The organism is Nocardia sp., assembly GCF_025465275.1.
Classification (GTDB): Bacteria; Actinomycetota; Actinomycetes; order Mycobacteriales; family Mycobacteriaceae; genus Nocardia.
Map to the genome: position 1 here is coordinate 1 of NZ_JAODNK010000125.1, position 13005 is coordinate 13005.

The 13005-nt window shown below is 65.5% G+C and carries 10 protein-coding genes and 1 pseudogene; 6 read left to right on the plus strand and 5 right to left on the minus strand.

Annotated features, from left to right (window positions below; translation table 11 throughout):
• A pseudogene (locus JWN03_RS27145) lies at window positions 1-643 on the minus strand (acetyl-CoA C-acyltransferase); the annotation flags it as partial.
• A gap of 402 nt (window positions 644-1045) precedes the next feature.
• On the opposite strand from JWN03_RS27145, the gene JWN03_RS27150 reads away from it, so the two are divergent.
• On the plus strand, window positions 1046-1570 hold the full coding sequence (locus tag JWN03_RS27150; protein WP_297620944.1) for a cytochrome C5: 525 nt from the start codon (window positions 1046-1048) through the stop codon (window positions 1568-1570).
• 164 nt (window positions 1571-1734) lie between these two features.
• Here JWN03_RS27150 and JWN03_RS27155 read toward each other — a convergent pair whose 3' ends face one another.
• Both JWN03_RS27155 and JWN03_RS27160 read right to left on the minus strand, forming a co-directional pair.
• Window positions 1735-2223, minus strand: coding sequence for a DinB family protein (locus tag JWN03_RS27155; RefSeq protein ID WP_297620947.1), 489 nt, complete (start codon window positions 2221-2223; stop codon window positions 1735-1737).
• Between the two features lie 584 nt (window positions 2224-2807).
• Window positions 2808-4175, minus strand: a complete 1368-nt coding sequence (locus JWN03_RS27160; RefSeq protein ID WP_297620949.1) for a transposase — start codon at window positions 4173-4175, stop codon at window positions 2808-2810.
• A gap of 473 nt (window positions 4176-4648) precedes the next feature.
• Between JWN03_RS27160 and JWN03_RS27165 the strand changes: the two genes are divergently transcribed.
• The 4 genes from JWN03_RS27165 to JWN03_RS27180 all read left to right on the plus strand — a co-directional run bounded on the left by JWN03_RS27165 (window position 4649) and on the right by JWN03_RS27180 (window position 8489).
• The gene (locus tag JWN03_RS27165; RefSeq protein WP_297620952.1) at window positions 4649-4990 is read left to right on the plus strand and encodes a hypothetical protein; all 342 of its coding nucleotides are present in this window, start codon (window positions 4649-4651) and stop codon (window positions 4988-4990) included.
• 162 nt (window positions 4991-5152) lie between these two features.
• Window positions 5153-6499, plus strand: a complete 1347-nt coding sequence (locus tag JWN03_RS27170; protein WP_297620955.1) for an erythromycin esterase family protein — start codon at window positions 5153-5155, stop codon at window positions 6497-6499.
• A gap of 86 nt (window positions 6500-6585) precedes the next feature.
• Window positions 6586-7833, plus strand: coding sequence for a sensor histidine kinase (locus tag JWN03_RS27175; RefSeq protein ID WP_297620958.1), 1248 nt, complete (start codon window positions 6586-6588; stop codon window positions 7831-7833).
• Window positions 7834-7844: 11 nt separating this feature from the next.
• Window positions 7845-8489, plus strand: coding sequence for a response regulator transcription factor (locus tag JWN03_RS27180; RefSeq protein ID WP_297620961.1), 645 nt, complete (start codon window positions 7845-7847; stop codon window positions 8487-8489).
• A 10-nt stretch (window positions 8490-8499) separates the two neighbouring features.
• Here JWN03_RS27180 and JWN03_RS27185 read toward each other — a convergent pair whose 3' ends face one another.
• Window positions 8500-10104 (minus strand): MFS transporter, encoded by a 1605-nt coding sequence (locus tag JWN03_RS27185; protein WP_297620964.1) that lies wholly within the window; start codon window positions 10102-10104, stop codon window positions 8500-8502.
• A 678-nt stretch (window positions 10105-10782) separates the two neighbouring features.
• Window positions 10783-11424, minus strand: a complete 642-nt coding sequence (locus JWN03_RS27190) for a TetR/AcrR family transcriptional regulator (RefSeq protein WP_297620967.1) — start codon at window positions 11422-11424, stop codon at window positions 10783-10785.
• Between the two features lie 172 nt (window positions 11425-11596).
• Between JWN03_RS27190 and JWN03_RS27195 the strand changes: the two genes are divergently transcribed.
• Window positions 11597-13000, plus strand: coding sequence for a lipase family protein (locus JWN03_RS27195; RefSeq protein WP_297620970.1), 1404 nt, complete (start codon window positions 11597-11599; stop codon window positions 12998-13000).
• Window positions 13001-13005 lie beyond the last annotated feature (5 nt).

Consider the following 13005-nt stretch of genomic DNA (forward strand, 5'->3'; position numbering starts at 1 on the left):
CGGCGATCTGCACCGGCATGATCTCCTTGGCCAGCCGCCCGGAATCCCTGGCCGCCTTGGCATTTCGTTGCGTCCGGAGCGCGAACGCGTCGATTTCCGCTCGGGTCAGCCCGTAGCGGTCGGCCACATTCTGTGCTGTCTCGATCATTCCGATGTAAGCATTGCGCGCCAGCAGCGCCGGATTGGCGGGACCGCCCGCACCCGCCCACATGGTGTCGAGCAGGATGACCGGGCCACGCGGGCCGAACGGGCTGTCGCCCTTCATGTACGCCCACCCCGACCGCGACATCGACTCGACGCCACAGGCGATCCCGGCGCCCAGGTCCCCCGCTTTGATCGCATGCGCGACATTGACGGTCGCACTCAGGGACGACCCGCAGAACCGGTTGATCGTCGCCCCGGCCACCGTGTCGGGGAATCCCGCCGCCAGCGCCGCCCACCGCGCGACATCACCCATCCCTTCGTGGGCCGGATTCACGCAGCCCGCGACAATGTCCTCGATCTGATCGAGACCCACGCCGACCCGCTCGCACGCACCCTTCATCGTCATCCCCAGCAGGTCGTCGGCCCGAATGTGCGACAGCGAACCCCCGTACCGGGCGAAGGGGGTCCGAACACCACCGAGCACAAACGCTTCCGCCATCACGATCTCCTTCGACAGTGTCCTCAGAGTCTCAACGAGCGAGCCGCCGTTGCCGCTTCCGATCTTGCCCCGATTCCGAGAAAATCCACCACATCAACGCACAATCGGCGGCGCCGAAACCGCTGGCCTTCGAGACTGGGCCGCTCGAATCCGCAACTGCCTGCGGGCTCAGGCGGTCATCGCAACACTTCATCTAGTGCTTCTGATGGCGTTCTGAAGTCGAGGGTTTGCCGAGGGCGGCCGTTGAGTTCATCGGCCGCAGCCGGCCGGGGCGTATATCGCCAGCCGTCGGCCGAAACATGCTGCGGATCAACGGTTCCGGTAGCCTCGCTGTGCGAGCGTTGTTCGTGAGCGGGGGTTGATGGACCCTTGAAAGGCACTACCGGGCAAAGGCATAACCCGATGGACCCGATCGACCAGCTGAAGAACGAGATCGTGCGGAGCGGGCTGCATACTGCCGCACAGACCGACGACCGATTCGTCCACGGGGCCGCTCGGATCCGCGCTGTCGGGATCGACATCATGGCGAATGTCGATCCCGAACTCGATGATCGGTCCGATCTGGATTCCGCTGTGCTGCTTACCGCGATCGAGCGACTGCTCGCGATCACTCCGGCACAGTGGCAGCTGATCATCGACTCGATCGCGCAGGAGATCGAGGAGGCAGTCGGCAATCAGAGCCTCGAGGAAACCACCGATTTGCGTGACGACCTGACCCTCTCCTCCACCGTGGTCTTCCACGATGCGTTCCTGCTGTCCTTCGCCGCGCCGAAACAGTTCCCCGACAGCTGGATCCGAGCCCAGCTCGATGAGGATCTCGTCGTTGTCGATGTCGTTGTAGACGACAACGACGACGCGATCGAAGTCGTCGAATTCGAGTCATACGACGACCTCCTCAACCACCTCAGCGCGGCCAAGAACCACTAGCACGCCGTTTCCCTTCGAGAGCCTTCACCTGAGGTTGCGGCCCAACTCACCGCCACTCAGACCACCACACGCAACCCGACGACTGCGAGCGCGATCAAAAGCGCGGTCCGCACGTGTCTACAGAACAGCCCGGCCAACGCACTCACCTGCCGAATTCCGTGTGTTCAGCTGATGGGCTTGTCGATCTGTTCGCGGAGGATGTCGCCGTGACCTGCGTGCCTGGCGAACTCTTGGATCATGGCAAGCAGTGTCCATCGCATGCTGACGTTTCCCTCGCGGGGATTGTCCTTGGTGGCGTCGAGGTCGAAGCGGGACGCGATCACACGTGATCGCTGGCTTGCGCGCTCGAACTCGCCGATGACCTCTTCCAGCGTTTCGTCGTCGGCGACGGCGAACGTACCTTCGTCGCGGCGCGAGTATCCATCGCATTCGGATTCGTCGAGTCCCGCCCAGAACCGCTGGAACCAGATCCGCTCCGCGGCAGCGGCATGCTTTATCAATGAGACCGGCGTGGTCAGCGACGAGACGAGACGCCGGCGGGCGTCAATATCAGACAACCCGCGTGCGGTCGCGATGAGCGCTTCGCGGTTGCGATCGAGCATATCCTCGATGATCGCTCGCTCGGTGCCGTTGATAATTGGGTTGGTATTCATGGGGGTTTCACTCCATTCTGTGGTGGGGCCGAGGCCGGACAGTGCGTATAGGTCGGGCTGGATGAGGCAAGGCGGTAGTGCGGCGATCGATCGCGGGGGAGGGACGAAACGTCCGGTGTCAGGGGAACGGCAGGGAAGAAGGAGGCGTTCGATGCGCTCGTCGTGCGGATTGCGCACGGAGCGTGGCGAGGCGGGCTGATGTCAACACCGCGGCCCAGGCCCTGTCAGGAGGCGTTGCCGCCTGGGTCAGTGTATATCGCACGCTGCGGCGGAACTCGTGACGCCGAACAGTTTTGTCGGACAGGATGATCACGTCGCCGCGAACTGTCGGCAGCACCGGCGGGCCGATGCTTTTCGGAGTCGGTGCGGGTATGGCGCTGACTGGCAACAACTAACCGAGGCCGACGAATTCAGGCTGCCGCCGGGCAAGCGTCAAACATCCGCTACTGCCGCCCGCTCGAAACGGCCGCAGCGCTCTCCAGAAGATCGAGTGACAGCCCATCCGGCCTATTCGTGCACTTTCGCCGCGATTACGGTAGGAACCGGGCTGTTGCGAAATGGCTGGTGGTTGGCCCGGCCCACCCTCAACAGACTGTGGGGGCCAAGTGGCCGGTGCCGATGGCTTTGAACAGGTTGTGTACCAGGGCATGGAAGGCGAACTCGGCTGTGGCGCGGTGGATTCCGCGGCTGGTGAAGCGGCGGAATCCGAGATTGTGTTTGGCGTGACCGAACGGGGTTTCGGCGAGGTGGCTGCGTTGTTTGTAGAGGGCGTGTCCTTCGGGAGTCCGCAGGCGGTGGGCCATCGCTTCGACCGGGGTGACTTCGGGTGGGGGCGGCCCTTGAACGGGTTCCTCGGCGGCGGCTTTGTGGACCGCACGGGACTTGCCGACCGCGATCAACCGGTCCGGGCCGGTCAGGGTGAGATTGTCGTGATCGAGGTAGCCGGTGTCGGCGAGAACAACCCCGATGCCGTTCCGATCAGCTTGTGGGCCAACGTGTTCGGATCGATCCGGTCGGCGCGCGTCGATGAGCGCGGCCCCCGCGACAGCGGCATCGAGGGTGGTGGCGAACGCGGTGGCGTCGTTGGGATTGTTCCCGACACCGGTGGCGATGATCAATCCGTCGCCGCTGGTCACGGCCTGACAGTTGTAGCCCTGCAACCAGCCCCCGCCGCGCAGCGGCATGATCCGCGAGGCCGGATCGGTGATATTGCGTTTGGGCTCACCACCACGACGAGCTGGTTTCTCGGTCGAATCAGGGGCCGTGGCCACCGCCGCGGACGCTGATTCCTGGTGCGTGGCAGCTGTTTCGGCCACGGCGCGTTCCCAGGCGAGGCGAACCCGTTTCACCATCGCGTACTCCTCCACCGGAGTCGGTGCGCGCCCCTTCCGGCGCGGATCGTAGGCATCGATCTTGGCTTGCTGGCCCGCGCGCGCCTGCGCCAGATTCCTGGTGAGGACCTCGACACGGATCTCCGCGGGCGGTTTCCCTTTCACCGGTCCCCCCGACTCCTCGCGGCGTCGACGATGCTCGGCGATCAACTCGTCCCGGCGGGCTGTCTTCTTCTGTGCCCGTCGGCTTTTGCGCGCGCCGACCGCTTCGGCTTCTGCTCGTGCGGCGGCGGTGTCGGCTTCGAGTTCGGCCAATGCCGTCCTGATCCGCACGGCCCGCGCCCCGGGCTCGGTCAGCTCGGTCGGCACCTCGTCCGCACGTCCGTCAGGCCCGAACCGGGCATCCTCGGCGGCATCGCGGGCCGCATGCGCGGTGTCTCTGGCGGCCTGATCAGCGGCGGCCTTGCGAAGTCCGTCCGCGCTGCGGTTCGCGGCCTTCGCAACAGCCCGGAACCGCCATTTGAGGCCGCCCAGTGCACGATCAGGCCGGATGTGTTTCCCGGCAGCGGATTTCGCAATGCACGCTTCCGCCGATGACGGTGCAAGAACGGCTGCAGACACCGGTGGATCGACCCAGGGTCGCCGTCACACAGGCTTGTGATCACGCCGGGGTTTTGCGCCCACGGTCGTGCCCGCCCGAATTCTGCTCTCCTCCAGGCCAACCGACAGCGAGCGGGCTCTCATGGTGGCAACACGCCGAGAAGGGCCACCGTCAGAGCCCCCTCGGCGGCACGCCATATCGCCTGGACTGAGGAGATATCCGCACATGCTGCGGGCTCCGCATACTGCGCTGTTCGAACCGGTCGGCGCGGCTCGTCAAGGTTCAACTCGCGCGGGTCGGCAGTTCCCAGTGCTGATGACCGCTACTGATCGCTACTTCCGCGGGCGGCGATCGCGTTGCGGATCAGTGCACGCGCCTGATCACCTCCGACGGAGGCGACGACGATCGCTTTGACCGGACTGGAAGCGAAAGCGCTTGGGGCGCTGTCCACGTTGCAACCCCTGCGAGCACCGTCGACACGCAGGTGTGCGTGATGAGGGACATCCCGACCGCTGTCGGGTACCTGCGCCGCGATGTGTCCGGTATCCGGCAGAACTGGGACGAGACTCAGGTGCGCAGCCGCGCAAAGCGTCTCGGATACGACCTGGCGAAGATCGTCGTATTCGGCCCGGACACTGACGCTCCGGTCGAGCGGCTGATCAACGTGGTCCGCAGAGTCGATGCCGACGCCGTGATCGTGCCGAGCGCAACGCACTTCGATGGTGCAGAGATCCCGGCACCGCTGGTGAAAGTTGCCGAGGTGATCACCGTCGATCCGGAGCGAACGTATGCGCGCTGGCTGCTGCCGCCGTGGTCCGCTGAGGGCAGGGCTTGACGGGCCCGCCCAGCTCCTGAACGGATGTCCTACGGCCATCCCCTGTGTCGAGGTGGGGGTAGCCCCAGGGCGCGGTCGGCGGCTGGCGCCAAGGCGTGGCAACACCATCGTGGACCAGGCTTCATGTGGGATTGCATCACACGAGTCGAGGAGTGGGCAGGCATGGCCGGAGTCCGGAAACGCATCAGCCGACGTGGGTTGCTGGCGGTTGCGGCGGTGATCGCGGTGGGGGCGGTGATCGCGGTGGTAGCGAGCCAGGTGGCACCAGCCGGCAAGCAGGATTCGGTGGTCGACGCGCTGCAGCAGGCGGCGCAGCCACTGCGGTCGACCGAGCCCGGGACGGATGCGGAAGACCTGCGAGGCCTGGGCTCGATGATCGGCGATGCCACGGTGGTCGGCCTCGGCGAGGCTACCCACGGGTCTCATGAGTTCTTCACCTTGAAGCAGCGAGTCTTTCGTTATCTGGTGGAGGACAAAGGCTTCAGCACTTTCGCCCTCGAGCTGAGTTGGTCGGCGGGCCTTCGGATCGATGACTACCTGCAGACCGGCGCGGGCGATGCTCGCACTATCGCGAAGGAGACGTTGACCGACTCTCCTTGGGACCGTGAGGAGTTCGTGAGCCTCATCGAATGGATGCGGGAGTACAACAGCCAACACCCCGGGCACACCGTCCACTTCATGGGCGATGACATCGGCGCACCCTCATTGGATGACGAGTTCTTCGGGCGAGTGACCGGGTATGTGCACAACGACCATCCGGACGCACTGCCTCAGCTCACCGCGCTGTACACCGGACTGCGGCCGATCGACGACGCCTTCGCCTATCTGAACAAGCCGCTTTCGGAACGACAACGGCTGGCCGCTCAGGCGCAGCAGGCGTTGGATCTGATCACAGGTCTGAAGGGCGGCGGCGGAGAAGCGTTCGACTGGGCTGAGCAGAATGCGCGATCCATCGCCCAGACCGCCGCATTCTTCACCATGGACGTCAACAATCAGGACTCGCTGACCACCTCCGAGCGCTTCCGCGATGAGGTCATGGCTCAGAACATCACCTGGTGGCAGCAGCGCATCGGCGGCAAGATCCTGCTGTCGGCGCACGACGACCACGTCGGCTACATCGCCGGCGATCCCGGGACATATCCCAAGACTCAGGGATCGTTCCTGCACGACACGATGGGTACTGATTACTTGGCCATCGGCTCCACGTTCAACCGGGGCTCGTTCCTGTCCAAGGACGCTGCCCTCGGTGGCGATTGGAAGAAGTTCACCGTGGCCGCCGCCGCACCCGGCTCGAATGAATACACCCTCGACCAGGTCAATTCCGAGGACTACTACCTCGATGTCCGCAACGCCCCGTCGGCAGCGCGCGCCTGGCTGGACGTCGCGCGGCCCATGCGCGACATCGGCACGCAGTACCCCGTCGATCCCGAGAATGTCGCGATCGCTCATTCCTTCGATGTCCTCATCCACCTTCATGAGGTCCGCGAAGCCGACCAACGCAAGTCGTGACAGCACGAGGGGTGGGGATAGCCCCACTGTGGCCATACCTGCTCCCCGGATGGAGTGACGGGTACCCGAACCGGAATGGTGGTCTTATGTTCGATTTCGTACAGGCGCGGCGGGACCTGGCTTACCTGCTTCTCGGCATCGTTGTCGGACTCGCCAGTTTCGTCACGCTGATCTGCGGTTTGCTGCTCGGCATCGGGGCGCTGGTGGTGTGGGTCGGCGTACCCGTGCTGATCGCCACGCTGGGAGCGGCCAGAATGTTCGCCGGGCTCGAACGGCGGCGAGTGGCGGCGGTGATCGGGCGCGAACTGCCGCCGGTCTACTACGCCAGCAGCACCGGGAGCCGATCGCGGCGTATCTGGACGGTATTGAAGGGCCCGCAGTACTGGCGGGATCTGGCACACGGGATCCTCGCGATGCCGGTGTGGGTGTTCACCTGGGGCGTCACCGTGATCTGGGTGTGCGCGGCGGTGGTGGGGACCCTGTACCCGCTCTTCGGATGGCTGGTTCCTGGTTATCCGGACAGTCAGGGCCTGGCCGACCTCATGGGCTTGCACGGCCTGCCGGCCAATATCGTTGTGAATACGGCCCTGGGGCTTGTGTTTCTGGGTACGACTCCTGCCGTACTGCGTGGTCTCACCATTGTGCAGACCGCTTTGGCGCGCGCTCTGCTGACCAATGAGAAGGCCGTGCTGCGCGCCAGAACCGAGCAACTCACCGTGAGCCGCAGCGCCGCGGTGCAGGCGGAAGCACAGACGCTGCGGCGGGTGGAACGCGATATTCACGACGGACCGCAGCAGCGGCTGGTCCGGCTGACCATGGACCTCGAGGCGGCGCGCCGCCGCATGAACGACAACCCCGAAGCCGCAAGGACATTGGTCGACGAAGCGCTCGCGCAGAGCCACGAGGCATTGAACGAATTGCGTGCGGTATCGCGCGGTATCGCGCCGCCGATCCTGATCGATCGCGGTCTCGTTGCCGCGCTCGCCGCTGCCGCCGCGCGCTGCCCGGTCGCCACCTCGCTCGAATGCGATCTGAGCGAGGATCGACGATTGGCCGAATCCGTAGAGAACGCAGCGTATTTCGTGGTCAGCGAGGCTTTGACCAATGTTGCCAAGCACGCGCGGGCCAGCCGTTGCGTGGTGACCGTGACCACGGATGCGACGAGCCTGTGGCTGCGGGTGACCGATGACGGAGTGGGCGGCGCTCATATCGGGAAGGGGCACGGACTGGCCGGTCTGTCCGATCGGCTCGCCGGTGTGGACGGACAGCTCGACGTGCACAGCCCGCCGGGCGGGCCGACCGTGCTGACCGCCGAGATCCTGCTCCCCCGCTAGGCTCACCGATCATGCGTGTAGTTCTGGCAGAGGATTCAGTGTTGCTGCGGGAGGGCCTCGTTCGACTGCTCGACGAGGCGGGCGCCACCGTCGTCGAGGCGGTCGGCGATGGTGAGGCGCTGGTGCGCGCGGTGGTCGAACACCGGCCCGATATCGCGGTCACCGATGTGCGTATGCCGCCGTCGTTCGGCACCGAGGGGCTGCGCGCCGCACTGGAGGCACGGCGTCTGGTGCCCGGTACGGCGGTGCTGGTGCTGTCCCAATACGTCGAGCAGAGCTATGCCTCCGACCTGCTCGCCGAGGCGGGACTCGGCGGCGTCGGCTATCTGCTCAAGGACCGGATCTCCAAGCTGGAGGACCTGTCCGACGCCTTGCGCCGGGTGGCCGACGGCGGCACCGTACTCGACCCCGAGGTGGTAGCCGGGCTGTTCGCCCGGCGGCGCAGCGGCCCACTGGACGACCTGACTCCACGGGAGCGGGATGTGCTGGGCCTGATGGCGGAGGGACGCACCAATCGGGCGATCAGCAAGCAACTGGTCGTCACCGAGGGAGCGGTGGAGAAGCACATCTCCTCGATCTTCGCCAAGCTGAACCTGCCGCCTTCCGATGACGACCACCGCCGCGTTCTGGCCGTGCTTACCTGGCTGCAGTCTTAACCACGATCAGCTACCTCGGCTGTTCCACCGCGATCAGATGGCTGATCTCCGGTTCACCGACGGTGTACTGGGCCATGTCCTGCTCATTGCGCTGATCCTGCGCGGTGAGCCGGACCTGATGCTGATGCATGTGCTCGGCCCAGGACCGGACCACGAACGCCTCGACGAACCGGTTTGCCACACCCACATCGCGGTACACCCGCCACTCCATGGCGCCGGTGCGCTGACGGGAACGCCCCACCCGGGCCATGGCGGTGAGGAATTGCTCGACCAATTCGTCTGGGACCGTATAACTCTGGAGTACCAGCACCGGACCGTCGGCCGGATCGGGCTCGCAGATGACGTAGGGCTCCGGCCAGAAAGCCGTCGGAGTCAGATCGAATCCTGTCGCATCCTGATTGACCGGCCACCACAGCGTGCTCACCGCACACAGCGCGAGCAGCACCGCCGACGTCAGCAGGGCGAACACCACACCCATGGCACCGGCGATCGAACCCCACAGCAGCGAACCGATCGCCTGCCCGCCCATGAACACCAGCGTGTAGACCGACATCCCGCGCGCCCGCACCCAGGCCGGAAACATCAGCAGCATGGTCGAATTCAGCGTCGACATGGCCAGCGGCCAGCCGACGCCGGCGATCAGCAGGGCGATCAGGACCAGGGGCAATTGCTGGACCAATGTCGAGATCATGGTCGCGCCACCGAACAACACCGCGGACAGGGTGAGCATCCGGGTCGCGGTCAGCCTGCGGCGCAATGCGGCGAAGGAGAGCCCGCCGATCACGGCTCCCACTCCCAAGGCGCCGAGCATCAAGCCGTAGCCCGAGGACGACAACCCCAGCCGCTCATGCGCCACGATCGGCAGCAGCGCCCACAGCGCGCTGGCCGGAATGATGAACAGCACCGACCGCAATAAGACTCGGCGAATCGCCGGCCCCGACCGGACATACCGCATCCCGGCCTGCAATGCCGCCAGCGGACGCTCGAGCGGCAACACCGACTCACGAATCGGCCGCCGCCACCAAATCAACACCGCGACAATGCCGATGAACGACACGGCATTGAACGCGAACACGAACGTCGGCCCGGCCAGCGAGACCAGCACACCGGCAATAGCCGGCCCGACCGCGCGAGCACCGTTGACACTCAACCCATTCAGCGCCGATGCCGCCGGAATCTGTTCGCGCGTAACCAGTTCCGGCTGTATCGCCTGCCAGGTCGGCATGGTCAGCGCCTGCCCGCAACCCATCGCGAACAGCAGAGCCAGCAACACCGGCGGCGTAATGTGCCCAAGCGCAGTCGTCACCGCGAGCAGCAGCGCGATCAACGCCATCGCCGACTGCGCACCGATCAACAGTCGCCGCCGATCAATGAGATCAGCCAGCACCCCAGCCGGAATCACCAGCAAAACCACCGGCAAGGTAGTCGCAGTCTGCACAAGCGACACCAGCAACGCCGCATGCGGCTGATCAACCAACAGCCACTGCGCACCCACAGTCTGCATCCAGGTGCCCAAATTCGACACCAACTGCGCCACCCACAGCGCCCGATACACCTTCGACGCAAACGGCGCCCACGAGGAAACAGGCCCAGCTTCGATCCGAACAGAACTCACCATTCGCACCCTATGCGCGCCCGCCTAATCCGAAGACAGGCCACGCGGACAGCCGGCACCACCTTCCCACCGAAATCACACCCCCACCCCACAACCGAACAACACATCTCCCCACCGAACAACACGTGTACAGGCTGCGCGATCCCAACACGGGCTGTGCCGTTCTCGACGCACGCTGTGTGGTCTCAATCCCGGCTGCGCGGTCTCGACTCAGCCTGCCCGGCCCCTTCCAGACAGCCCCGCAGAACCGAACAGTGCATCTCGCCACCGCACACCACGCGTACGGGCTGTGCGATCCCGACATGGGCTGTGGCGTTCTCGATGCGCGCTGCGTGTTCTCGATCCCGGCTGCGCGGTCTTGACTCGGGCTGCGCGGCCGGTTCCGGACAGCCCCGCAGAGCCGAACGGCGCGTCTCTCCACCGCACAACACGCGTACGGGCTGTGCGGTCCCTCCCGGCCAGCTGCAACAGGACCGAACAGCGCATCTCCACACCGGACAGCACCAATGCGGGCTGCGCCATCTCGACAAAGGCTGTGCCGTGCCCGATGCGGACTGCGGTCTTGAGGCGGGCCGTGCGGCGCTCGCCGGACCGGCTGTTCGAGCTGGACTCGCTGGTTCTCGTCCGGGCGTCTTTAGTCTTTTGTTCTTTGTCTCTGGGCCTTAGCCCGGCGCGCCGTCAGGCGCGATCGCGCTCGGATGATGGCGCCACACGGGCGGCGTACGTTGCCAGGAGGTCTTCGACCAGGGACAGGATTGCAATGTCCAGGTCGGGCCGGGGGTAGACGCCGCGGACTACGGCCTCGCCGGAGAACAGGTGCAGCATCATGAAGAACAGAGGTTCGCGGATCTCGCTCGGGAAATCGTCGAAGAGCCCGGTCTGATCGAGGGTGGCGATCATCTCGCTGTAGTAGCGATCGGCGATGGGCGCAATGCGTTCGCGCAGTTCAGAATCCGACCGGGCCGCCAGATATGTCTCACGTAGCGCATGGGTGAGGTTGGAGGATTGCGCGGCGCGCAGGAACCGTAGCGCAGTGTCCAGCGCATTGTCTTGCGCACCAAGGTGTTCCATCGTCGCACGATAGCCATCGAGCTGCCGGGTGAACGCCTCCTCCGCCGTGCGCACGATCAGATCGAGTCGCGTATCGAACTGCCGGAACATCGCCCCCGCGGAAAGCCCTGCGCGCCCGCAGATCTCCTGCACCGTGGCGCGCTGATACCCCACCTCACCGATGGCATCGATGGTGGCGTCGACCAGTTTGCTCACCGTGGCGGTCCGGCGCTCCTGCTGGGTGCGGCGCGGACGCGAAACTTCACTCACGTCGCACCATCCTGCCGTGTCCAGCGGGAGTGACGAACCAGTGGCCCGACGTGACCGTTGACACATTCCATGCCTGCATCATAGGGTCGGCACGCAACTTAGAAACCAAGCGCTCTCTAACTTTGCAGGGGATGAGCGCTCCGCCGCCTCGGGCGGCACGGAGGAGTTCGATATGACAGCGGGGACCCGGACGATTGCCCAGGCATGCCTGGCCGTGGCGGCGGGATTGACGGTGGGCATCTGCCCGGCGGCAACGAATATGGCTGCGGCACAACCTGTTTCCGTGGAACCGGCACTGCCGTTCCCGATTCCGCCCGCGCCGCCGTACCTGGATCCCAACTTCTACCAACCGGATCCGGCCCGAGTATCGGCCGCGCAGCCCGGCGAGATCCTGTCGGCCCGGCAGGTGAATCTCGCCAATCTGTGGCTGATTCCGCTGAATGTGAATGCCTGGCAGCTGTCGTACCGCAGCACCAATACGCACGGCGAGGCGATCGCGGCCGTAGCCACCGTCATCGTCCCGCACGCCGCCCCGCCGAGCGGACAGCGCGGTCTGCTCTCCTTCCAGTTCGCCGAAGATTCGCTGTCACAGAATTGCGCACCCTCCTACACGCTGCAGATGGGTTCGCTGCCGAATCCCCTGAACCCGGTCATCTCCGCGGAATTCGTGGAAGTGCAGGCGATGCTGCAACGCGGTCACGCGGTGGTGATCCCCGACCATCAGGGTCCGAACGCGGCCTATGCGGTCGGCCCGCTGGGCGGGCGCATCACGCTCGACGGCATTCGCGCCGCGGAGAACTTCGAGCCCGCCGGGCTGCCCGGCACGGACACCCGGGTCGCGCTGTGGGGCTACTCCGGCGGCGCCATTCCCACCGAGCATGCCGCTGAGCTGCAATCGGAGTACGCGCCGGAGCTCAATCTCGTCGGCTCCGCGACCGGCGGCCTGATGGCCGATATCCGAATGGCAGTCGACTACAACAACGGCACGTCCACCTTCGGCGGCGCGGTGCTGGGCGGATTGTTCGGCGTGGCACGCGAGTATCCGCAGGTCGCGCAGTTCATCGACCAGCATATGAATCCGCTGGGCAAAGCCGTTCGCCTGATGCACGAAAACCAGTGCGTGGCACTGCAATTCGCAGGCTTCCCGTTCATCAACATCAAGGGCCTGTTCGACTACCCCGGCGATCCCATGCGCTCACCCGAAATGCAGCCCGTGCTGGACGAACTCAGCCTCGGCCGCCGCGGTACGCCCAGTACGCCCCTCTATATCTATGAGGCCCCGCTCGACGAGGTGATGCCCATCAATGCGGTGAACAACCTCTACGACACCTACTGCACGGATCCGAACGCCCGCGTCTCCTACACCCGAGATCTGCTCAGCGAGCACGGCATCGCGGCCGTCGCCGGCACCGCGAGCGCAGTGCTGTGGCTCGATGACCGGCTGAACGGCGTGCCCGCCGCGAACGGTTGCCATCAGCGCGATGTGCCGACCGAATTCCTGGACCCGGGCGCACTGTCCACCTTCGTCGGTGCGATCGGCGGGACGCTCGCGTCGGCGCTCGGCCTGCCGATGTGATCACC